The sequence below is a fragment of the Leyella stercorea DSM 18206 genome, from assembly GCF_000235885.1.
Taxonomy (GTDB): Bacteria; Bacteroidota; Bacteroidia; order Bacteroidales; family Bacteroidaceae; genus Prevotella; species Prevotella stercorea.
Window position 1 is genome coordinate 1 of sequence record NZ_JH379459.1, and the last position, 22,499, is coordinate 22,499.

The 22,499-nt window shown below is 52.9% G+C and carries 17 protein-coding genes and 1 tRNA gene; 9 read left to right on the plus strand and 9 right to left on the minus strand.

Annotation, left to right across the window (positions count from 1 at the left end):
• Positions 1 to 279: 279 nt before the first annotated feature.
• The 3 genes from HMPREF0673_RS10960 to recO form a co-directional block, all read right to left on the minus strand.
• The gene (locus HMPREF0673_RS10960) at positions 280 to 1,476 is read right to left on the minus strand and encodes a transglutaminase domain-containing protein (protein ID WP_007902313.1); all 1,197 of its coding nucleotides are present in this window, start codon (positions 1,474 to 1,476) and stop codon (positions 280 to 282) included.
• Positions 1,477 to 1,539: 63 nt separating this feature from the next.
• A complete protein-coding gene (locus HMPREF0673_RS10965) occupies positions 1,540 to 3,012 on the minus strand; it encodes a DUF3843 family protein (protein WP_007902316.1) in 1,473 nt (490 codons plus the stop codon).
• A 189-nt stretch (positions 3,013 to 3,201) separates the two neighbouring features.
• Positions 3,202 to 3,927 carry a DNA repair protein RecO gene (gene recO / locus HMPREF0673_RS10970; protein ID WP_007902321.1) on the minus strand — a complete coding sequence of 242 codons (726 nt, stop codon included), beginning with the start codon at positions 3,925 to 3,927 and terminating at the stop codon, positions 3,202 to 3,204.
• 133 nt (positions 3,928 to 4,060) lie between these two features.
• On the opposite strand from recO, the gene HMPREF0673_RS14370 reads away from it, so the two are divergent.
• From HMPREF0673_RS14370 to HMPREF0673_RS11005, 9 genes are all read left to right on the plus strand, one after another.
• Positions 4,061 to 4,132, plus strand: a tRNA-Glu gene (locus tag HMPREF0673_RS14370).
• A gap of 31 nt (positions 4,133 to 4,163) precedes the next feature.
• Positions 4,164 to 4,418, plus strand: a complete 255-nt coding sequence (rpsT, locus tag HMPREF0673_RS10975) for a 30S ribosomal protein S20 (protein WP_007902325.1) — start codon at positions 4,164 to 4,166, stop codon at positions 4,416 to 4,418.
• 142 nt (positions 4,419 to 4,560) lie between these two features.
• Positions 4,561 to 6,534 (plus strand): DNA topoisomerase (ATP-hydrolyzing) subunit B, encoded by a 1,974-nt coding sequence (gene gyrB / locus HMPREF0673_RS10980; RefSeq protein ID WP_007902328.1) that lies wholly within the window; start codon positions 4,561 to 4,563, stop codon positions 6,532 to 6,534.
• Positions 6,535 to 6,662: 128 nt separating this feature from the next.
• The gene (locus HMPREF0673_RS13515; RefSeq protein WP_007902331.1) at positions 6,663 to 7,715 is read left to right on the plus strand and encodes an alpha-L-rhamnosidase N-terminal domain-containing protein; all 1,053 of its coding nucleotides are present in this window, start codon (positions 6,663 to 6,665) and stop codon (positions 7,713 to 7,715) included.
• A 151-nt stretch (positions 7,716 to 7,866) separates the two neighbouring features.
• Positions 7,867 to 10,239 carry a type I DNA topoisomerase gene (topA, locus tag HMPREF0673_RS10990; protein WP_007902332.1) on the plus strand — a complete coding sequence of 791 codons (2,373 nt, stop codon included), beginning with the start codon at positions 7,867 to 7,869 and terminating at the stop codon, positions 10,237 to 10,239.
• A complete protein-coding gene (locus HMPREF0673_RS10995) occupies positions 10,239 to 10,766 on the plus strand; it encodes a shikimate kinase (RefSeq protein WP_007902334.1) in 528 nt (175 codons plus the stop codon). The genes topA and HMPREF0673_RS10995 overlap by 1 nt, the downstream gene beginning before the upstream one ends.
• Positions 10,763 to 12,655, plus strand: coding sequence for a biosynthetic arginine decarboxylase (speA, locus tag HMPREF0673_RS11000; RefSeq protein WP_007902336.1), 1,893 nt, complete (start codon positions 10,763 to 10,765; stop codon positions 12,653 to 12,655). Before HMPREF0673_RS10995 ends, speA begins: the two co-directional genes overlap by 4 nt.
• A 22-nt stretch (positions 12,656 to 12,677) precedes the next feature.
• The gene (locus HMPREF0673_RS15080) at positions 12,678 to 12,983 is read left to right on the plus strand and encodes a DUF6922 domain-containing protein (RefSeq protein ID WP_083825715.1); all 306 of its coding nucleotides are present in this window, start codon (positions 12,678 to 12,680) and stop codon (positions 12,981 to 12,983) included.
• The gene (locus HMPREF0673_RS11005; RefSeq protein WP_007902342.1) at positions 12,938 to 13,549 is read left to right on the plus strand and encodes a nucleotidyl transferase AbiEii/AbiGii toxin family protein; all 612 of its coding nucleotides are present in this window, start codon (positions 12,938 to 12,940) and stop codon (positions 13,547 to 13,549) included. Before HMPREF0673_RS15080 ends, HMPREF0673_RS11005 begins: the two co-directional genes overlap by 46 nt.
• Before the next feature lie 123 nt (positions 13,550 to 13,672).
• On the opposite strand, the gene HMPREF0673_RS11010 is transcribed toward HMPREF0673_RS11005, so the two are convergent.
• The 6 genes from HMPREF0673_RS11010 to murG form a co-directional block, all read right to left on the minus strand.
• Positions 13,673 to 15,463: a 1-deoxy-D-xylulose-5-phosphate synthase gene (locus tag HMPREF0673_RS11010; RefSeq protein ID WP_007902344.1), complete on the minus strand. Its 1,791-nt coding sequence runs from the start codon at positions 15,461 to 15,463 to the stop codon at positions 13,673 to 13,675.
• A 270-nt stretch (positions 15,464 to 15,733) separates the two neighbouring features.
• Positions 15,734 to 17,056, minus strand: coding sequence for a cell division protein FtsZ (gene ftsZ / locus HMPREF0673_RS11015; protein WP_007902348.1), 1,323 nt, complete (start codon positions 17,054 to 17,056; stop codon positions 15,734 to 15,736).
• A gap of 20 nt (positions 17,057 to 17,076) precedes the next feature.
• Positions 17,077 to 18,531: a cell division protein FtsA gene (gene ftsA / locus HMPREF0673_RS11020; RefSeq protein WP_007902350.1), complete on the minus strand. Its 1,455-nt coding sequence runs from the start codon at positions 18,529 to 18,531 to the stop codon at positions 17,077 to 17,079.
• 24 nt (positions 18,532 to 18,555) lie between these two features.
• Positions 18,556 to 19,653 carry a hypothetical protein gene (locus HMPREF0673_RS11025; RefSeq protein WP_007902352.1) on the minus strand — a complete coding sequence of 366 codons (1,098 nt, stop codon included), beginning with the start codon at positions 19,651 to 19,653 and terminating at the stop codon, positions 18,556 to 18,558.
• Complete coding sequence (gene murC, locus HMPREF0673_RS11030; protein WP_007902353.1) at positions 19,650 to 21,029, minus strand: UDP-N-acetylmuramate--L-alanine ligase; 1,380 nt, start codon at positions 21,027 to 21,029, stop codon at positions 19,650 to 19,652. The genes HMPREF0673_RS11025 and murC overlap by 4 nt, the downstream gene beginning before the upstream one ends.
• Positions 21,030 to 21,039: 10 nt before the next feature.
• Positions 21,040 to 22,155 carry an undecaprenyldiphospho-muramoylpentapeptide beta-N-acetylglucosaminyltransferase gene (gene murG, locus HMPREF0673_RS11035; protein WP_007902355.1) on the minus strand — a complete coding sequence of 372 codons (1,116 nt, stop codon included), beginning with the start codon at positions 22,153 to 22,155 and terminating at the stop codon, positions 21,040 to 21,042.
• Positions 22,156 to 22,499: the final 344 nt, after the last annotated feature.

Below are 22,499 nucleotides of genomic sequence, written 5' to 3' on the forward strand. Positions count from 1 at the left end.
TTTTTAGAATAAGGGAGTTTTGACACACCTTCTCTTATTGTTCGGTCATCGTTCACCGAACGCAATCCGATCAGACGGCGAACGCAATCCATGCAGACGGCGAACGCAATCCGATCAGATTGCGTTCGCCGTCCGATGACTTAAACGCCAAGTGCACCGACATATATTAGGGGGTACACTTGTCTCAAGTGTACCAACAAAACACGAGGTGTACCAACAAAACATAAGGTGCACTGCTACTACGTTGGTGCACTTGAGACAAGTGCACCCCCTGAAAGATTACTGCATGTAGAGCTTGAGCGTCGTGGTATCATCGCCAACGTCCACGGTCTGCGTCTGCATTTCGCCCTTGCCGTTCACAAACTTCACGACGTACTGCTGGTTCTTCTCCACATTGAACGTAAGCACATCGTTCATGTCCTGCGTAGCGCCCGTGCTGCGACCGCCGTAGAGCTGCTTATCGCCCTTGAACACATCGAGATTGGTAGCCACGCGGTCGCCCGAAGCCTCGGCGTGGTCCTTGTCCTTGAACACCATCACGCGCAGAGCCACGTGGCTGCCGTCGGCAGGCATGGCAGAGAGCTGCGCACGGTAGAGACTCGTATAGCGGTCGGTGACGTTCTCGGCGTGAACGTAGCGTATGTTCTCATCCCAAACCAACGGGAAGTAACAGCCTGTCGGTTTGAACGAAGCCGCATATATTGCCTTTCTTACGTCCTCCTTTATAGCCTTGCCGGCATCGGTTAGGAACCACGACTGGTCGAGGTCGTCGGAAGGATAGTACTCCGTGAAGCGCCACTGACCGTCGATCCACACCTCGTTCCAGTTGTGGTTGCCGCGGTCGTCGTGCCAAGCCGGAGTGCCAGCCACGCGCGACGGAATGCCTACGGCGCGGAACGCATCGGTAAGCAGGATTGAGAGACCCGAGCACGAAGCCATGTGCTGGCGCATCGACTCGTAAGGAGCCTGGTCGGGCTTCTCGCGCTTCGTGTTGTAGTCGACGAGCAGCTCGTCGCGCACGTTCTTGTTCACCGAGTCGATAGCCTCGCGCATCGTCTTGCACGGAGCCACGTACTTCTTGAAGCGTTCGTAGAAGTCCTTACGCCAACTTTCGCGGTTCTCGTTCAGATTAGCGTAAGCCACCACGTCGTTCAGGAACACGCTGTCGGGCACCTCCTTAGCCCACGGAAACTCGGTGCGAGCCTTGTAGGCGTACTGCACATTCTCCAAGAGGAAGTCTGCAGAGAGCGACTTCGCGTCGCGCTCCGGCATGTACGAAATGAGGAACGCCATGCCCTCGCGTTCGTTGCGGGGCACTTCCTTCAATGCCTTCTTCAACTCCTTGGCATTGTCGCCTGCCGTGACAATCGTCCGATCAATCAACGCATGATACTCTTTCGGCACACCGGCATATCTGCCACTGCTACAGGCAGACAGGCCGAACGCCAAAAGCACAAGTACACTTTTTATATTCATAATACCCAATTCTTTATTACATTATATTATTATCGGCATCTGCTTATGCGCAGATGCCGATGCTTAGTAAGCACTACCCTGCATCATGCGTGCGAAGAAGTCGAAGTTGTCCTTCACAATCTTCTTGCCCTCCTCCTCACCGCCGAAGCAGTTGATACGCGCCTCGGGCAGCATATCGTGCTCGTGGAGGTAGCGGAGCATGTCGCCCGGCAGCATGAAGATGTTGCCGAAGGTGTTCGCCTTGGCATACTCGGCATCGTAGAGCGGGTTGCGTGGGTCGCAGATGAGTCGCGCCACGTTGGGGAAGTAGACCACGTTAAAGTCCGACTCGCGCACAAAGACGGTGAAGTCCATCTCCTCCTGTGGCAGCGTGAGCTGCGACACAGTCTTCTTCGGAAGTCCTACACGCTCGGTGAGGAACAGGCGCAGCATGTCGGCATTGTTGAAGTAGAACAACGGCGAGCCACTGTTCTCCTCAATGAGCTTGCGACGGTTGTCGATGCAGAGCGTTGTGTTCTGCTTGCGTGTCTTCTTCTCTGCGTCGAACGCCTCGGTGTTGTTCGACCAAGAGCCCTGCGAGCCGATGTAGAACTCGCCACCGTACTCCACGAAGAACGCCATTGCCGACTTGCTGTCGTAACACTCCGGCTGCGGATGGCTCAAACCGTGGTCGCTGAGCGTGAACTTCTCGCCACGCAGCGACTCGAACGTCATGCTCTCGCCCTTCACGGCATCGGTGATGAGATAGAAATCGAACGGCAGATAGCGCTGCGAAGCGATCTTGTCGGCAGCCTCAGCATTGCCGTTGTTGCGCACGATGCGTGCCAGCCAGTCCTGCGGGCGCATAGCGAGCGGTTGCAGGCGGTTCTCGAACATGGCGATGCTCTCAGCCACGTTCACGGCGATGGGCGGCGGACAGTTGAGCGAGAACGAGAGACGCTGCGCCTGCTGGCGTATGAGCATCGGCGCATTCTCGTTGCACGAAGCGTAGCAAGCGAAGTACGACCACTTCATAAGGTCGAGCTGCGCGTAGAAGTTCTGCGCAAACTCAGCCTTTGTAAAGAACTCTTTCAACTCCTCGTTCACGGGCATATCCTCGAAGCGTTTGTCCATGAGCGAGCACGCTGTGCGGGCAGCAGCCTCAAGAGCCGGCGTGTCGGGCGACACCACAGCCGACGGCTCGGTGCGCGTCATGAGCAGCCAGATGAGGAAGCGTATGTCCTCTACGTTCGGCTCGTTGCGATAGTAGTTCTGCATGTCTACATCGTAGAAAGGCAGCTGACGACCGTACAACTCCTGGAAGCTATCGGTGAGCGCGTTCCAAATGCCGAGGTCGGAAATCATATCCTCATAATACATCGTGAGCACGATAGCGAGCTCACGCAGATTGTCGCCTTTAAATTCTTCAATGTTCAGTTTCTCCATCAGCTCTGCCAAGTCTGAGGCAAAGCGTGCGTATGCAGCATCGGTCGTTCCCTTCAAGAAAAGCGGGTGACGACGCGCGATGTCCATTGCCGGAATGCGGATTTTTGTCATATCTTTTGGTTTTTATGGTTATTATTTTTCTTTTTTATGGGGGTAGCTTTAAGCCGAAACAAGGCAGCGTTTAAGCCGAACTAAGCCTCTTTAGGCCTTTCTAAGCCTTTGCTAACTAAGCCTTTGCTAACTAAGCCGAGATAAGCCATAGCTAACTAAGCCCTCCCCGACGGGGAGGGTTGGGAGGGGCTACCCGAACAGTTCCCTCAGCACCGCGAGCGACTTCATATCGGGGAAGTCGGGCTGGTGCAGGCGGTAGTAGGCGAGCACTACGTCGACACAACGGTTGCGCTCCTCGCGTGTGAGGCGCAACAAGCGCATCGTGGCGTAGCTTAGGCGCAGCAGCAAACCAATCTTCTCAGCCTCGTGCGGAGGTAGAAAGTCGGTATGAGGAGGTGCCACAGACACAAAACAACCCTCGCGCATATCGAAACAGCAAGCGCTGGTGGCATCCTCCACGTTAGGATAGAAGCCTAAGAAGCGCGTGAGGTGCAACATATATATAATGTGGAAATTGGCGAAACTGCCGTCACAGGCATCCAACCACCGCACACTATGCTCAATGAAGGCATACAGGGCAGGGTCGGCTTGCTCAGAGCGCGTGACGTAAATGGTGAACTCAGCCGCAAACAGGGCTATCGACAGCTTAGCCATATCGAAGGGCAACGAGCGAAACGGGAAAGCCACCGCAGCCGAGCGCAACTTATGCAAGCGCTGCGTAGCACGGTAGTCGAACTCGATGTCGAGGATGGTAAGCGGTTGGAAGTACTGCTTCTTTATGCCCGCACGCCCCTGACGCGGTATGCGCTGTATGAAAGAGAGACGACCACGCCCTTCGGTGTACATATCCACAATCATTTGCGACTCGCCGTATTTCAATGAGTTAAGCACTATTGCGCGCGTTTTTTCCAGCATTTTTTGATTGTTTTGGTCTATTTAAGGGCAAAATTAATGAAAAAAGCACTATTTAAAGAAAAAAGAACAAAGAAAATTTGGTGGGTTTAAAATAAAGCAGTACCTTTGCATCCGCAAAAATGCAAGTAGTGTTGGTCCCTTCGTCTATCGGTTAGGACGAGAGATTTTCATTCTCTAAAGAGGAGTTCGACTCTCCTAGGGACTACAATAAAAAAAATAAAAACTGAAAAAACAAGATGGCAAACCACAAATCATCACTTAAGAGAATCCGTCAGGACAAGGTTAAGGCTTTGCACAACAGATACTACGCAAAGACTATGCGTAATGCAGTTCGCAAGCTGCGCGCAATGACGGACAAGGAAGAGGCAGTAAAGCTCTATCCTTCTGTTCAGAAAATGCTGGACAAGTTGGCAAAGACTAACATTATCCACAAGAACAAAGCTGCAAACTTGAAGTCAAGTTTGTGTCTGCATATCAGCAAGCTCGGCTAAGAGCGTGTTGACAGAACCCCATACTAAGGTCATACTTCAAACGAAGTGTGACCTTTTTTTTGTTTGCGCATTTTTAAGCCTTAATATTTCCGTAAGTCACGGAAAATTAGTACTTTTGTAGTCCAAACATAGATAATCGAAAATGGCAGAAATACAAAACACCGAGAACAACTACTCGGCAAGTAACATACAAGTTCTGGAAGGACTTGAGGCCGTGCGCAAGCGTCCGGCAATGTACATCGGCGACATCAGCGAAAAGGGTCTGCATCACCTCGTGAACGAGACCGTTGACAACTCTATTGACGAGGCAATGGCAGGCTATTGCACTGACATCGAGGTAACAATCAACGAAGACGAATCAATCACCGTTCAGGACAACGGTCGAGGCATCCCCGTAGACATGCACGCCAAGCTGCACAAGTCGGCTCTGGAGGTCGTAATGACAGTGCTCCACGCCGGCGGTAAGTTCGACAAGGGTTCATACAAGGTCAGCGGTGGTCTGCACGGTGTGGGTGTGAGCTGCGTCAACGCACTCTCGACACGCATGAAGTCGCAGGTGTTCCGCGACGGAAAGATATACCAGCAGGAATACGAGAAGGGCAAGCCGCTCTACCCCGTGAAGGTAGTAGGCGAGACCGACAAGCGCGGTACACGCCAGCAGTTCTGGCCCGACCCAACAGTGTTCACCACAACCCACTACCAGTGGGACATCATAGCACGCCGTATGCGCGAGCTTGCGTTCCTCAACGCCGGCATCCGCATCACCCTGCGCGACATGCGCCCCAACGAAGAGGGCAAGACACGCGAAGAGGTGTTCCACGCTAAGGACGGACTCAAGGAGTTCGTGCGCTACGTAGACCGCCACCGCACACACCTCTTCGACGACGTAATCTATCTGAAGACAGAGAAGCAGGGCATACCTATCGAAGTGGCAGTGATGTACAACACCGACTACTCGGAGAACATCCACTCGTACGTAAACAACATCAACACCATAGAGGGCGGTACACACCTCACCGGTTTCCGCGCAGCCCTCACACGCACCCTGAAGACTTACGCCGACAACGACCCTGCTATCTCGAAGCAGATTGAGAAGGCGAAGATAGAAATTGCAGGCGAAGACTTCCGCGAAGGACTCACAGCCGTAATCTCGATCAAGGTGGCAGAGCCGCAGTTCGAGGGTCAGACAAAGACCAAGCTCGGCAACAGCGAGGTGGCAGGTGCCGTGCAGCAGGCTGTAGGCGAGGCTCTCACCAACTATCTTGAGGAGAACCCGAAGGAGGCGAAGATGATATGCGACAAGGTTATCCTTGCAGCAACAGCGCGTATCGCAGCACGTAAGGCTCGCGAGAGCGTACAGCGCAAGAACCCGATGACCGGCGGCGGACTCCCCGGCAAGCTCGCCGACTGCTCTAACCGCGACCCGAAGAAGTGCGAGATATTCCTCGTCGAGGGTGACTCTGCGGGTGGCTCTGCAAAGCAGGGACGCGACCGCTACACACAGGCCATACTGCCGTTGCGCGGTAAGATTCTGAACGTAGAGAAGGTGATGTGGCATAAGGTGTTCGAGTCGGAGTCGGTGATGAACATCATCCAGAGCATCGGCGTACGCTTCGGTGTAGAGGGTGAGGACGACAAGGAAGCAAACATCGACAAGCTGCGCTACGACAAGATTATCATCATGACCGATGCCGACGTCGATGGCTCGCACATCGACACACTCATCATGACACTCTTCTACCGCTTCATGCCGAAGGTTATCCAGGAGGGACACCTCTACATCGCCAACCCACCGCTCTACCTCTGCACCTACAAGAACAAGGTGAAGGAGTACTGCTACACAGATCAGCAGCGCCAGGCATTCCTCGACAAGTACGCAGGTGGCGTAGACGACGGCAAGTCGATACACACACAGCGTTACAAGGGTCTCGGTGAGATGAACGCAGAGCAGCTTTGGGAGACAACCATGGACCCGAAGACACGTTTGCTGCGCCAGGTGACTATCGAGAACGCTGCTGAGGCAGACGAGATATTCTCAATGCTCATGGGCGACGACGTAGAACCACGCCGTAAGTTCATCGAAGAGCACGCAACATACGCTAACATTGACGCTTAAACACGTCAACACACATAAAGGCTTGTACCATGAATCTTCAAGGAGTTTCGGGTACAAGCCTTTCCTTTTGAACAACAAGTAGAGGATTATAGTTTCGACACGCCCTCCACAACTAACAAGACACATAAATGCTCCGCTTAATAAATATCCTCATACTCTTCATCGCATCAGCCGCCACAGCCGCAGCCTCAACCGCCACGGCTGGCGACTTCGGTTGTCGTTGGATGTCGCACCCTGCGCCCGACGACACATCGCACGTGTGGTTTCGCCGCACGCTTGTGATAGAAGAGCAGGATATGCCACGCACAGCATACATACACGTCGCCACGACGGGGCGGTTCGTGCTCTACGTGAACGGGCGCAACGTGTCGACAGCCCTCTTCACACCCGACCGCACACCGAACGACACCACTGTCATGGCTATCAGCTACGACGTGCGCCGTTTTCTGCGCCCCGATAGCAACGCCATCGCCCTACTCTACTGCCCTTCAACACGCACACGCCGACAAGTGAGCGTCAGCTTCTACGGCATCGCTGCCGACAGTTCGCACTTCGCAACGAACGATACCGACGGCTGGCTTTGTCGACATGCCGACACTTGGCAGACGCACGACGGCGGCGAAGCAATGAACCGCAACACCTACCCCTATCGCTGGACAGACACAGATCAGCCGTTAGCATTGTGGCAGGCAGTAGAGCAAATCTCAACATCTCAACACCTCAACACCACACCACCTCAACACCACACCACAACACCACCTCAACATCTCAACACTACACCACCTCAACATCTCAACACTACACCATCTCAACATAACACCACCTCAACCCCTATATCCGCCGAGGACATCTGTGGCTACTCGCCCGTGCGCATCAATCCACTCGTTGACAACGCTGCCCACATGCGCCGCATCTACACCCCACTCTTCACCGAACAGAGTACCGACACACTCATAGTGCACCTCGTGCCCAACGAGCGCCACCTCATCCGCGTAACCCTACGTGGCTGTCGGCGTGGCGAGCGCATCAGCATCGGCAACCTTCACTACGTCTGTACGGGCGAGATAGATGAGCAAGCATTCGCACGCTTCACGCCCACCAGCTCCAATACAATCATCATCACCGGCGACAGCCATTTTCGGAGCGAGCAAGTGCAGGAGGTAGAAAGCATCTGTTTGTGAAGAAGCGCCACGATACGTATTCATAGCAGCTAAGGAAACGCCCCGATACGGGGCAATCGCTTTTTAATAAAACATAATTTTCCATATATAATAATGTGTATATAGAAAAATATGCTTACTTTTGCGCCCAAATTAAAGAACAATATAGAAAATGCAAGAAAACTTAGTTATCGTCGAGAGCCCCGCAAAGGCTAAGACAATTGAGAAATTCTTGGGCGACGACTTCAAGGTGATGTCGTCATACGGTCATATCCGCGACCTTAAGAAGAAAGAACTCAGCATAGACAAAGACACGCTGCAGCCAGCTTACGTCATACCGAAGGACAAGGAGGAACTTGTGAAACGCCTCCGCGAGAATGCAAAGAAAGCCGACAAGGTATGGCTCGCATCCGATGAGGACCGCGAAGGAGAAGCCATCTCATGGCACCTTTGCGAAGTGCTCGGACTGGACGAAGCGTCTACGAACCGCATCGTATTCCACGAAATTACAAAACCGGCAATTCTCGCAGCTATCGAGAACCCACGCCATCTGGACATGAACCTCGTTAATGCGCAGCAGGCACGCCGCGTATTGGACCGCATCGTGGGCTTCAAACTCTCGCCAGTGTTGTGGCGTAAGGTGAAGCCGGCACTCTCAGCAGGCCGTGTGCAGTCGGTAGCCGTGCGTCTCATCGTAGAGCGCGAACGCGAGATACAGCAGTTCAAGAGCGAACCCTACTACCGCATCAACGCCATATTCGCCATCACAAACGCCGACGGATCGCAGTCGGAGGTGAAGACAGAACTCGACAAGCGCTTCACGACACACGAGGAGGCAATCGCATTCTTGGAGAAGTGTAAGGACGCAGAGTTCAGCGTAGTCAATGTGACGAAGAAACCACTGAAGCGTATGCCCGCTCCGCCGTTCACAACCTCTACGCTGCAGCAGGAAGCAGCCCGCAAGCTCGGCTTCTCAGTGTCGCAGACCATGATGGTGGCACAGCGTCTGTACGAAAGCGGTCTCATCACATACATGCGTACTGACAGCGTGAACCTCTCCAACCTGTGCATCGGTGCAGCGAAGGAGGAGATAATAAAGCTCTACGGTGAAGAATACAGCTCGCCACGCAACTTCCACACTCACTCGAAGGGAGCGCAGGAGGCTCACGAGGCAATCCGCCCGACATACATGGCGAACACCACCATCGAAGGAACAGCGCAGGAGCGTCGACTCTACGACCTCATCTGGAAGCGTACCGCAGCAAGCCAGATGGCAGAGGCGCAGATTGAGAAGACTACTGTGAGCATCTCATGTGCACCAACCAATAATGATCTTTTATCAGTATGTCCTGAGAAGTTCGACGAGCGCTTCATCGCTAACGGTGAAGTAGTGAAGTTCGACGGTTTCATCAAGGTATATCGCGAGTCGACCGACGACGACGCTGACCAGCAGGACGAGTTCGCCCACAACCTGCCGCCTATCAAGGAGGGCGACGTGCTCACACGCCGCGAAATTTCGTCAACAGAACGCTACTCGCAGGGCCCCACACGCTACACCGAAGCAAGCCTCGTACACAAGCTGGAGGAATTGGGCATCGGTCGTCCGTCAACATACGCACCGACAATCTCTACCATTCAGCAGCGCGAATACGTCATCAAGGGCGACAAGAAGGGCGAGGAGCGTCCGTACGTCATCGACACCCTGCGCGGCATCAAGATAACACCGACACGCAAGATGGAGCTGACCGGCAACGAGAAGGGCAAGCTCCTGCCTACCGACATAGGCATCGTGGTGAACGACTTCCTCATGGAGAACTTCCCTGCTATCATGGACTACAACTTCACAGCAAAGGTGGAGCAGCAGTTCGACCAGATCGCCGACGGCAAGGAGGAGTGGACCGACATGATGAAGCACTTCGACCAGGAGTTTGAGCCCACCGTAGACAAGGTGATGAACGCCCGCTCGGAGCACAAGGCTGGCGAACGCCAGTTGGGCACCGACCCCGTAAGCGGACACCCTGTGTTCGTGAAGATAGGCCGCTACGGTCCAGTGGTGCAGATAGGCACAGCCGATGACGACGAGAAGCCACGCTTCGCGCAGATGCCTGCCGACAAGAGCATGGAGACCATCACGCTGGAGGAGGCACTCGAACTGTTCAAACTGCCACGCACCATCGGCGAATACGAGGGCAAGACCGTCACCATAGGCGCAGGACGCTTCGGTCCGTACGTGCTGCACAACAAGAAGTACGTATCGCTGCCTAAGGACGAGGACCCGATGACCGTAACACTCGACACAGCTATCAGCCTCATCGAGGAGAAGCGCAAGGCAGAGGAGCAGCGCCACCTGAAGAAGTTCGACGAAGACCCGAAGCTCGAGGTGCTCAACGGTCGCTACGGCCCGTACATAGCCTACGACGGAGCCAACTACCGCATACCGCGCGACTTGCACGAGAAGGCTGCCGAACTGACCTACGAGCAGTGCATGGACATCATCAAGAACCCACCGGCACCGAAGAAGCGCACCACAGTCAAGAAGAAATAATGACAAGAATAATCCTCATCGGCTATATGGGAGCTGGCAAGACAACCATCGGCAAGGCTCTCGCGCAGGAACTCGGCGTGCCGTTCTACGACCTCGACTGGTACATAGAGACACGTATGCGCCGCACCATAAAGCAGATATTCGACGAGAAAGGCGAGGAAGGATTTCGCCGCATCGAGCACAACATGCTGCACGAAGTGGCGGAGTTTGAAAACGTAGTCGTCTCATGCGGTGGCGGCACACCCTGCTTCTACGACAACATCGACTACATGAACTCGCAGGCGCAGGTGGTGTACCTGAAGGCATCGCCCGAAGTGCTCTACGAGCATCTGCAGATGGGACGCCGCGTGCGCCCGCTGCTGCTCGGTAAGTCGCCCGACGAGGTGAGGACGTTCATCGTGGAGCAACTCGCACAGCGCGAGCCGTTCTACTCAAAAGCTAATTATACATTAAACGTCGACTTGCTCGACAACTTCACGAAAATACAAACAACAATAGAAAACCTGAGAAAAATACTCGAGAGATGAAGAAATGGACCATTGATGATTCACGCGAACTCTACAACATTAACGGTTGGGGCACATCCTACTTTGGTGTGAACGACAAGGGCGATATGTACGTAACACCCTGCAAGGACAACGTACAAATCGACCTGCGCGATGTGATGGACGAACTGCAGCTGCGCGACGTGACACCGCCAGTGCTGCTGCGCTTTCCAGACATTCTCGACAACCGCATCGAGAAGACATCGAGCTGCTTCAAGAAGGCAGCTGAGGAGTACAACTACAAGGGCGAGAACTTCATCGTCTACCCTATCAAGGTGAACCAAATGCAGCCCGTCGTAGAGGAGATTATCTCGCACGGACGCAAGTTCAACCTCGGACTGGAGTGTGGCTCAAAGCCAGAGCTGCACGCCGTAATCGCTGTGCAGTGTCAGAGCGACTCCATCATCGTCTGCAACGGCTACAAGGACCAGAGCTACATCGAGCTGGCGCTGCTCGCGCAGAAGATGGGCAAACGCATCTTCATCGTCGTTGAGAAGATGAACGAGATAGGCCTCATCGCCACTGCCGCAAAGAAACTCGGCGTACGTCCAAACATCGGCATACGCATCAAGTTGGCTTCATCAGGCTCGGGCAAGTGGCAGGAGAGCGGCGGCGACGCATCGAAGTTCGGTCTGCGCTCGTCGGAGCTGCTGCAAGCACTGCAGATACTCGACGAGAAGGGCTTGCACGACTGCGTGCGACTCATCCACTTCCACATCGGCTCGCAGATAACAAAGATACGACGCATACAGACCGCACTGCGCGAGGCTGCCAACTTCTACGTGCAGCTGCACAAGTTAGGCTACAACATCGACTTCGTCGACTGCGGTGGCGGACTCGGTGTCGACTACGACGGCACACGCTCGTCGAGCTCAGAGAGTTCGGTGAACTACTCTATCCAGGAGTACGTGAACGACTGCGTGTACACCTTCGTTGACGCATCGGACAAGAACGAGATACCGCACCCGAACCTCATCACCGAAAGCGGACGCTCACTGTCTGCCCACCACTCGGTGCTCATCATCGACGTGCTTGAGACCACTTCGCTGCCACAGATGCGCGAGGAGTTTGAGCCTACAGACAGCGACCACCAGCTCGTGAAGGACCTCTACGAGATATGGGACAACCTCAGTCCGCGCACGATGCTCGAGAACTGGCACGATGCCGAGCAGATACGCGAGGAAGCACTCGACCTCTTCTCGCACGGCATCGTCGACCTGCGCACCCGCGCCGAGATCGAGAGCATGTACTGGAGCATCTGCCGCGAGGTGAACAGCATGGCGAAGACGATGAAGCACATGCCCGACGAGCTGCGCGGACTCGACAAGATGCTTGCCGACAAGTACTTCTGCAACTTCTCGCTCTTCCAGTCGCTGCCCGACGCATGGGCTATCGACCAGCTCTTCCCTATCGTGCCCATTCAGCGTCTCGACGAGCGCCCTACGCGCAACGCCACGCTGCAGGACATCACCTGCGACTCGGACGGCAAGATAGCCAACTTCGTGACCAACCGACAGGCATCGCACGTGCTGCCCGTACACTCGATAAAGAAGAACGAGGAGTACTATCTGGGCGTGTTCCTCGTGGGCGCATACCAGGAGATATTGGGCGATATGCACAACCTCTTCGGCGACACCAACGCCGTACACATCTCGGTGAAGGACGACACGTATCACATCGACCAAATCTTCGACGGTGAGACCGTAGAGGAGGTGCTCGACTACGTACAGTACAACCCGAAGAAACTCGTGCGCCAGCTCGAGATATGGGTGACGAAGAGCGTCAAGGCGGGCAAGATCTCGCTCGAAGAGGGCAAAGAGTTCCTCAGCAACTATCGCTCAGGACTGTACGGCTACACTTATCTGGAGTAGAAAAAACAAATAGCACAAATATATGGACAGAACAGAATGTAAAGAACAATTGTCTCCTGTGTTGTTTTGGGATGTAGATATATCACAAACCGACATGGACAAGTACCCTTCGTTCTTTGTACAAAGAGTGTTGGAATACGGTAAATGGAGCGATTGGAACATATTGGTAAACTACTACGGAAAAGAAAAGATCGTAAATATCTGTATGAATTTACGGTCTTTAGACCCCGTCTGCCTATCCTATATTTGTGCTATTTCAAATACTAAAAAGGAGGACTATAGATGTTATCGTATTGCACAGTCGAACCCAACACACTGGAACTCTTAAAAGCGTTAATGCAAGAACCTGACTTCTCTAAAATGAGATTGGTAGGCGGAACCGCTTTAGCTTTACAGTATGGTCATCGCAAATCAATAGACTTGGACTTCTTTGGAGACTTGGAATGTGAACAGGAAGATACATTTGCAATACTCTCCAAATATGGTAAGGTTGAGACAATCAAAGAAACGAAGACAATCAGAATATATGCCGTTAATGGAATAAAGGTTGACTTCGTGCACTATAGTTGCTATCCGTGGATAGACACCCCAGTTTCAGAAGACGGCATACGACTGGCTTCTACAAAAGACATCGCAGCAATGAAAATAAACGCCATTGAAGGACGAGGAACACGAAAGGATTTTGTGGATGTCTATTTCCTTCTAAAGCACTACACATTGCCCGAACTCCTTGATTTCTACAAAGACAAATACCCCGATCACAGCTTCTTCAGAGCCCTTATGAGCCTGACTTATTTTGAGGATGCAGAAATGCAACCAATGCCAAAGATGTTGTGCAACGAATCATGGGAAGACATGAAGAAGACAATAATAGAAGAGGTTAGAAAAATATAAAGGCTATAACCATCCGCATCGACCGACGCAGACATACGTAACGACCGACGCAGACATACGCAACGACCGACGCGTATGTCTGCGTCGGTCGTTGCGTATCTGTAAGTATCAAGCACGGGGCGCTTATTCACCTAAAGCTGCGAGCGCATCTTCTACAATCTGAGCGTCGAGCAGGCGGTTGTCGGAGAGCAACTGCTCGACGTCGAAGCGGTCGTAGAGACCTTTCTTCACGCCGCATACGAGCACTTTCATATCGGAAGTGCCGTAGTAGGCGGCGATGCGCTCGCCGAATCCGCCGTCCTTGCAGCCGTCTTCGAGCGTCACCACGAGCTGATGGTCGGGCTTCAGCGCATCGAGCGTAGCAGCGTCAACGTCGTTAAGGTAGCGCGGGTTGATGAGCGTTGCGTCGATGCCCTTCTCGGCGAGCAGACCGACGACGCTCTCGCCCTTCTGATAGAACGAACCGGCTGCAACTACAGCCACCTTCGAGCCTCTGTGCGCCACCTTGTACTGCGGCTCGCAGGCGTACTCGGCATCAACCTGCTCAGTAGTGTGCACCACTTCGCCCGTCGGAACACGCAGCGCAACGGGCGTCTTCTCCTGCTTTATAGCCCAACGGAGCATGGCGAAATACTCCTCACAGGTAGTGGGCGCAAGATAGACAAGACCGGGGATACTGCAGAGCATCGGTATGTCGAACAGGCAGATGTGCGTGATGTCGTTCATGGAGCGCACGCCGCCGCCCACAACGTTGATGACAGCCGGATTGGCGTTGATGCAGAGGTCCTGCGCTATCTGGTCGTAGGTGCGCTGTATGAAGGTGCTGTATACAGTCCACACGGGATGCAGTCCGCCCTTCGCCATGCCCGATATCATTGCTACAGCCTGCTCCTCGGCTATACCCATGTCTATATGCTGCGAACCCGCCTCCTTGCGCTTTGCGGCTGTGAAACCGCCGGCGGCAGGCGTGCCTGCCGTGACGGCGATGAGCGTCGGGTCGAGCTTCATCTCGCGCAGCATCCAATCGCTGAACAGCACGGCGTAGTCCTCCGCAGGCACGACGTCGGGCATAGAGCCGTCGGCATTGCGCACGGGGCGCGAGCCGTCGTCGAGATTGAAGGGCAGCCCCCAGTGCCACGCCTCCTTGTTCTGCACGGCGGGCGCATAGCCGTGACCCTTCTCCGTGTGTATGTGCACCACTGTGGGGCGGTCGGTGTCCTTCACGCTGCGGAACACGTCAATGAGCTTCGCTATGTCGTTGCCCTCCTCAAGATACGTGTACTCGAAGCCCCACGCCTTGAACCAGTTGTGCTCGCACGCTCCGTTGCTCTCGCGCAGCGCACGCAGATTCTTGTATATTCCACCGTGGTTCTCGGCGATAGACATCTCGTTGTCGTTCACCACGATGATGATGCCTGTGCCAAGCTCCGACGCCTCGTCGAGACCCTCGAACGCCTCACCGCCCGAGAGCGAGCCGTCGCCGATGACGGCTATGATGTTCTCGTGCGTGCCCTTCACGTCGCGCGCCTTCTGCAGACCGGTGGCAAGACTCACGGATGTGGAGGTGTGTCCCACCTCGAAGTTGTCGTACTCGGGGCATTCCGACGGCGACGAGTAGCCCGATATGGCGTTCATGTCGTCGACATCGCCGAGGAAACCTGCGGCGCGACCTGTAAGCACCTTGTGTGGGTAGCACTGGTGGCTGACGTCGAACACGAACTTGTCCACCGGCGCATTGAACACGTAGTGCAGAGCCACGGTGGCCTCAACGAAGCCGAGGTTCGGACCTACGTGCCCGCCGTGCTTGCTCACGCGGTTGAGCACCGCCCTGCGTGTCTCGTCTGCCACAATGTTAAGCGCCTCTATGTCCAGCCCTTTCAAGTCGGCTGGCGACTTTATCTTCTCTATGTACATGCTTGTTTTATGTTTTACGTTTTTCAGATTGCAAAGTTACGCATAATGTTCCGTACGGCGCATACCGCCAATACGGCAGAACTTACCAATATTGCGTTTATTCAACCCGACATGCGTTTCCCTCAACGACAAAGAACTCGTTTCTAGAGAACAACAAAGGGCAATATCAAGTCATCATGTAACGATGTCTTGATATTGCCCTTAGTAGTGTTTGTACACGTAGTGTTATGTTTTTTGCTGCCCTTAAAGCAGTGCCTCTGTTCAGCTCTATTAGAACGTTATGGTGCGCACAACGCCCTCATCAGCCTTCTGCTTCACCACTTCGCGTTCGTCGGTCAGACGGCGGCGCAACTCCTTCACTTGCTGCTGTGTGCGCTTGTATGTCGGAGTGTTCTCGATAGCCAGGATAACCTCTTCGTTGTCGAGGTCGTCAGACTGGAAGCGGAAGATGTGCGGACGACGCTTCACAACGAACTTGCCGTTGCCGTCGGGGTAGTACATACCCATACGTATGCCTTTCTGTATCTCTTCCTCTGTTGCCTTCTCGTCCTTCTCCTGCACAATCTTCTTGATGTGCGAGTCCATGCCGTCAACGTCTCTGATACCGAAGCCGGTAGCGAGGATGGTCACCTTCACCTTATTGCCGAGGTCGGGGTCGAGTCCGATACCCCACTTTATCTCGAAGTCTGAACCGAACTGCTCCATGAAGTCGTTCACCTCGTTCATCTCCTCCATCATCAAACCGCCTGCTGCAGGGTTGTCCTTGTTGCTGTCCTTCGAGAAGTTGATGCTAAGAAGAATCTTCTTCGAGTTGAAGATGTCGTTGTCGTTGAGCAGTGGCGAGTTGAGTGCGTCCTGTATGGCCTGCTTAACACGTCCTTCGCCCTCGCCGTAACCTGTAGACATGATTGCCACGCCGCCGTCCTTTAGCACCGTCTTCACATCGTTGAAATCGAGGTTGATGAGTCCGTGGTTGGTGATAATCTCAGCGATTGACTTCGCTGCCACGCTGAGCGTGTCGTCAGCCTTTCCGAATGCATCGAGCACGGTGAGCTCAGGATAGATCTTGCGCAGACGCTCGTTGTTGATAACGAGAAGTGCATCGACGTGCTTCGCCATCTCCTCCACGCCGTCGAGAGCCTGGTTGATTTTCTTCTTTCCCTCGAAGCGGAACGGAATGGTTACGATACCTACTGTGAGGATGTCGAGTTCTTTCGACACACGTGCGATTACTGGCGCAGCACCCGTACCTGTTCCACCACCCATTCCGGCGGTGATAAAGGTCATCTTCGTGCCATCGCTAAGCATTGCTGTGATGTCGTTGATGCTCTCCTCGGCTGCCTGGCGTGCCTTTTCAGGCTTATTGCCTGCACCCAGACCCTCCTTACCGAGCTGCAACTTCATAGGCACTGGTGAGTCGTTGAGTGCCTGAATATCGGTGTTGCTGACTACGAACGACACATCGTGTATGCCCTCGCGGTACATGTGGTTGACAGCGTTGCCGCCACCTCCACCTACACCGATTACTTTAATGATTGTATTCTCTTTTTCTGGTGCACCGAAGTCCACCATTGGATTGATATTGTCTGACATAGTAATAATCGTATTAATGGTTATTCATTGACATCGGGCTCAACGAGCGAGCGTCCGAACTTCTTGAGCGAGCCAAACCAGCGGCTTATTTTTGTGTCCTTCGGACGTTCTGGCTCCTTCTCGTCCTCCTCTTCTTCCTTCTCCTCTACGACTGTTGTTGTGCCAGTAGTGGCGGTCTGTGTAGCGGCAGGTGCAGGTCCTGTGGTTGTGACCTGACTGGCTACTGATGTACCAGTAGTAGCATTCGGATCGAGCGTTATGGTGGTGGTATGCTCGCCGTTCTCATCCTCTTCGCCGAAGAGTGTGTCACTGATTGCGCGTCCGGCGCAGTTCATGTCGCCCTTTGCGAGCAAGCCGAGGATGGTGTTTGTTGTGCCGTCTTCAGCAAGGATAACGTCTGAGTCTTTCTTGTTGATATTAAGTGTGGTGGTCTTTGCGATACGTACCTTGTCAACCTTGTCCATGCCGAACACTTCACGGAAGAGTTTCTCGATGTTCTTCATATTGCTACCACCACCCGTGAGCACGATTCCGCCGAGCAACTTGTCGGTGAGTTCGTTCGGGATGAGATACTTCACATTCTCTACTATCTCGAGTATGCGTGCCTCCACCACTTCTATGAACAGACGGCTCGACACTGTTCTACCGTCGCCGATGGGCAGTGTGGCGTTGACATCGATATCTTCTTCGTTGGTCATAGCCGAAGAGTACTTCAACTTCATTGCCTCTGCGTTAGCCTCGTCCATCTGCAACGACTCAAGGTCTTTTGTGATGTTCGAGCTACCGAGTGGCAGCACGGCGATGTTGCGCAGCTTGTCGCGGTAGTAGACCGATACGGTTGTGGTCTCGGCACCAAGGTCGACGAGCACGCAACCTGCACGCTTCTCTGCTTCGGTGAGCACGCTATCAGCCATTGCAAGCGGCGCAAGATACATCTCTGCCACCTTAATGCCAGCGTTGTCAAGACTCTTGTTGATGTTGCGATAGAACGAGCGACGCCACAACACATTGAGAAAGTTGCCCTCAAGATGCTCTGCCTGAATGCCGATAGGGTCGTCCTGAAAGAGTGCGCCCACCTTGTATTCCTCGGTTATGGCATCCAGAATTTCGTAGTCGGGATACACCATGCTGCGATTGGTGTCCATGAGTTCGTTCACCATCTCTTGCGACACGATTGTGTCCTGTGGCAATTCCTTTATTACGGGGTTCTTCACGCTATGTATGCTCTGACCTCCGATGCCTACATACACCTGCGCTATTTCTGTTTTAAGAGTATTCTTTAGTTTGTTTACTATATTGCTCAGTCCCTGTGCGGTACGTTCAATATTATATGCTACGCCCTTGCGTATGTACTGGGTGGAGTCTTCTTTTGCGACAGCAAGAATAGAAATGCTGCCATCGGGGTTTTTTCTTCCGGCAATTCCGGTCATCTTAGACGACCCGAGCTCAATAGCTACTATTAAATCCTTTGCCATACGTTTATCTTGTTGAGTGTTATATTATCGTTTGTTACTTGATTTCTTCTTTTGTGGTTTATCGTCTTTCGACTTCTTATCTGACTTAGCCGACTTCTTATCAGTCTTGTCAGATTTCTTTTCTGTCTTATCAGACTTCTTTTCTGCCTTGTCTGGCTTCTTCTCTACTTCTTTAGCCGCAGATTTCGTGGTTTCCTTCTTACCCTGCGTCGGTTCGGTAGTAGACTGCGTCGGTGTAGCGTTAGGTTGTGCCTGTTCGGCGGTGGGTTGTGCCTGTTCGGCGGTTTGTTGCACAGCAACAGGCATCGCTACCGGTGCTACATATGCATGTTTCGACGACTTCTTTCGACAGATGATTTGGTTGTCGAACTCGATGTCGATGTACGAGTATTTGTTCCATCCCACAGTAGAAAGTCCGTACTTATAGAACTTCGATAGGCGTGTCATCTTCACATCCATAAACTTCTTTATTGCAGCGAAACGCTCTGTGCGATTCTTGCAGTCGGGCAGTCTGCCAATGTGCACGATGTGGTCGCCGATGCGTGGCACAATCTCGATGCTGTAGTTGGGTAGTACATTGATTTGCTCAATGAGGTTTTTCCACATTTCGTTTGCCATAATCACTCTGCCTAAGGGCGAGAGATAGTTGGTGGCATACCAGCGATTTATGTTACCCGTGGCTATGATTAAGTCGCTGGTGTAGTGGGTTGTCGGCATCACGCAGTCGTTATCGTCTACATAGTAGTCGTCGCCGTTTTCGGCTTTTATCCTTATCACAGGCATACGCTGCGTGACGCTGATATATACGTGTCCGCCTTCTGTCTTATAACAATTGGCGGTTTGCACGAACGGGCTTTTGCTGAGCATCTCCTCAATGTGGCGTGTGTCTATCTTGCACATTTCTTTGCCTATTGGGTAGATGCCGTTCTTCTGCAGTCTGTCCTTTATTATCTTCGTATCGATAAATCCGCTTGTTACGTTGTCGGCGATGTCGATGCTCACCTTATTGCACGGGGTGTGGTTTCCGCCTTTCTTATCGAAAGAGCAGAAGGCAACGAGCAGGTAAACGGCTATCAGCACATCACTTACAACGAAGAAGATTTTGCTACGGGACAGTTTCACTTCTTATTCTCTATTATCTTAGTTATTTGTGGCATATAGTTGTCGAGATCGCCGGCTCCGAGTATCACGAGCACGTCGAAGTCGCGCTTGCTTACGAGGTCGAGCACATCGTCTTTGCGTATGATGCTCTTCTCCATCCCTGGGCGCAGGTTGTCGTAGATGAGCTGCGACGTTACGCCTTCGATAGGTTGCTCGCGTGCGGGGTAAATCTCGGTGAGTATCACCTCGTCGAGCTGACTAAGTGCGTCAGCGAAGTCGCGATAGAAGTCGCGTGTGCGAGTGTAGAGGTGTGGCTGGAATATCGCTGTGATATGTCGTCCGCGATACAGCTCGCGTATGCTCTTTGCGCTTTGGTATATCTCCTTCGGATGGTGTGCGTAGTCGGAGAGCAACACATGTCGGCTGTCGTTTATCTTAAAGTCGAAGCGACGGTCTACGCCATGGTATGTCTTCATACCATACTTAAGTTCTTCTGCGTTGCATCCAGCGAGCTGTGCCATCGCCATAGCTGCGATACCGTTGTCGATGTTGATTGGCACGGGTTGTCCGAGCTTCACTCCCTTCACGTTCTCTATTGGCGAGATGAAGTCGAAGGTGATTGTTCCGTTGTCGATGACGATATTCTCGGCATGGAAGTCGCCCTCATGGCGGCTATAGTCGTACACCTTCACACCTTCCTGCACCGCCTGTTTCATCTCCAAGTCGCGATGTATGATGAGTGCGCCACCTGGCTGAATGAGTGTTGTATAGTGGCGGAAACTCTCAAGGTATGCTTCTTTTGTGCCGTAGATGTCGAGGTGGTCAGGGTCGGTTGCTGTGATGACACTCATCCACGGGCGAAGCCAATGGAAAGAGCGGTCGAACTCGTCGGCTTCTATCACTACATAGTCGCTTTCGTCCGAGATTATGTAGTTGGAACCGTAGTTCTTCGATATGCCTCCGAGGAATGCGTTGCAGTCGATATGACTCTGGTGCATGATGTGTGCACACATGGTTGATGTTGATGTCTTGCCGTGTGTGCCAGCCACACAGAGTCCTTTATGTGTGCGTGTTAGTGTGCCGAGCACCTGTGCGCGCTTCTCCACGGTGAAACCATTCTCGCGGAAGTATTGCAACTCCTTATGGTCGGCTGGTATCGCCGGTGTATAGATGACGAGGCACGACTTCGGGTCGCGACAAGCGTGTGGTATATCGTCTATGTTCTCCTCATAGTGGAGGAGTGCGCCTTCGCGCTCGAGCTGCTTTGTCAGTTCAGACGGTGTCTTGTCGTAGCCTGCCACTACCAAGCCCTTGCGAATGAAATAGCGTGCAATGGCGCTCATGCCGATGCCACCTGCGCCTACGAAATATACGGCTTTAATATCTTTGAGTTCCATTTTTGTCTTTTTACTGTTTATTGGCGAGTTTCAGTACCTCGTCGGCTATTACGTCGGCAGAGTTGTGCTTGCCGAGTTTTTTAATGTTCGCTGTGAGTTGTGCGAGCTGTTCTGCGTCGTTCACGGTATCAATAGCGAGGCGGAGCAGTGTTGCCGGTGCTTCGGCATCCTTCACGTAGAGGGCTGCGTCTTTATTGACGAGTGCCAAAGCGTTCTTTGTTTGATGATCCTCAGCCACGTTTGGCGAAGGCACGAGGATTACGGGTTTGCCTATCAAGCAGAACTCACTGACGGAGCTTGCTCCTGCACGACTTATCACGAGGTCGGCAGCTTTGTATGCGGCTCCCATATCGCTGATGAAGTCCATCACCTTCAGCATAGGCAGCGGTTTGTGCGCCTTGAGCTGCGCTGCCACTGCTGCACTGTAGTATTTGCCTGTTTGCCATACAAACTGCACACCGCTATGCTCTACGAGGTCGAGGTGCTGCAGCACGCTTTCGTTGATGGTGCGAGCTCCAAGGCTACCACCTACGAGAAGTATTGTCTTCTTTGCGGGGTCGAGCCCGAGACTAAGCACTGCCTCCTCGCGCGAGATGGTTGTCTCGATGAGGTTCTGGCGCACTGGATTGCCTGTGTTGATTATCTTCTCGGCTGGGAAGAAGCGTTCCATGCCGTCGTATGCCACACATATCTTGCGTGCCTTGGCAGCGAGGTGCTTGTTAGTCACGCCAGCGTATGAGTTCTGTTCCTGTATAAGTGTCGGGATACCCATAGCACTGGCAGCATCGAGCGTAGCGGCACTGGCATATCCGCCTACGCCTACCACCACATCCGGGGCAAACTCGCGGATTGTCTTGCGCACCATTCGCTTGCTGCGGAGGAAGTCGAGCGCAACACCGATGTTACGAGGCGACCACAGCGGACGGATAAATCCTCTCACCGGCAGACCTACTATCTCGTAACCTGCGTCGGGCACACGCTGCATCTCCATACGTCCGAGGGCTCCAACGAAGAGTATCTTCGCGTTGGGGCATTTCGACTTTATTGCATTGGCTATCGACACGGCTGGAAAGATGTGTCCACCGGTGCCACCGCCACTAACAATGACTCTTATTTCTTGTTCCATTTACTCACATTTCTTTCAAAATACAAAATTAATAATTTTTTCTGATATTTCAGATTATTACGTTTTTTTCTTACGCTTTTTTTTATTAATACACAGACGTTTGCAACTTCTACTCTATGTATGTCTGTATCCGATGCGTTGAATGTAGTTTTATATCTCGCAAATGTGGTTTTTACATCTCGCAAAAACAAGAAAATTCCCGTAGCACCGGAACATTGTTCCGGTTGCGCTGGAGGGTTGTTCCCGTAGCACCGGAATAATGTTCCCGCGCTGCGGGAATAATATAGAGTGAATTTAACGTTTTTAGTTGTGTGTAGTTTAACGCTTTTAGTTGACTACTTTCA

Bases quoted from the DNA above. Each gene is read 5' to 3' on its own strand.
- HMPREF0673_RS10960 (WP_007902313.1), bottom strand. From the start codon at position 1,476: ATGAATATAAAAAGTGTACTTGTGCTTTTGGCGTTCGGCCTGTCTGCC.
- HMPREF0673_RS10965 (WP_007902316.1), bottom strand. From the start codon at position 3,012: ATGACAAAAATCCGCATTCCGGCAATGGACATCGCGCGTCGTCACCCG.
- recO (WP_007902321.1), bottom strand. From the start codon at position 3,927: ATGCTGGAAAAAACGCGCGCAATAGTGCTTAACTCATTGAAATACGGC.
- rpsT (WP_007902325.1), top strand. From the start codon at position 4,164: ATGGCAAACCACAAATCATCACTTAAGAGAATCCGTCAGGACAAGGTT.
- gyrB (WP_007902328.1), top strand. From the start codon at position 4,561: ATGGCAGAAATACAAAACACCGAGAACAACTACTCGGCAAGTAACATA.
- HMPREF0673_RS13515 (WP_007902331.1), top strand. From the start codon at position 6,663: ATGCTCCGCTTAATAAATATCCTCATACTCTTCATCGCATCAGCCGCC.
- topA (WP_007902332.1), top strand. From the start codon at position 7,867: ATGCAAGAAAACTTAGTTATCGTCGAGAGCCCCGCAAAGGCTAAGACA.
- HMPREF0673_RS10995 (WP_007902334.1), top strand. From the start codon at position 10,239: ATGACAAGAATAATCCTCATCGGCTATATGGGAGCTGGCAAGACAACC.
- speA (WP_007902336.1), top strand. From the start codon at position 10,763: ATGAAGAAATGGACCATTGATGATTCACGCGAACTCTACAACATTAAC.
- HMPREF0673_RS15080 (WP_083825715.1), top strand. From the start codon at position 12,678: ATGGACAGAACAGAATGTAAAGAACAATTGTCTCCTGTGTTGTTTTGG.
- HMPREF0673_RS11005 (WP_007902342.1), top strand. From the start codon at position 12,938: ATGTTATCGTATTGCACAGTCGAACCCAACACACTGGAACTCTTAAAA.
- HMPREF0673_RS11010 (WP_007902344.1), bottom strand. From the start codon at position 15,463: ATGTACATAGAGAAGATAAAGTCGCCAGCCGACTTGAAAGGGCTGGAC.
- ftsZ (WP_007902348.1), bottom strand. From the start codon at position 17,056: ATGTCAGACAATATCAATCCAATGGTGGACTTCGGTGCACCAGAAAAA.
- ftsA (WP_007902350.1), bottom strand. From the start codon at position 18,531: ATGGCAAAGGATTTAATAGTAGCTATTGAGCTCGGGTCGTCTAAGATG.
- murC (WP_007902353.1), bottom strand. From the start codon at position 21,029: ATGGAACTCAAAGATATTAAAGCCGTATATTTCGTAGGCGCAGGTGGC.
- murG (WP_007902355.1), bottom strand. From the start codon at position 22,155: ATGGAACAAGAAATAAGAGTCATTGTTAGTGGCGGTGGCACCGGTGGA.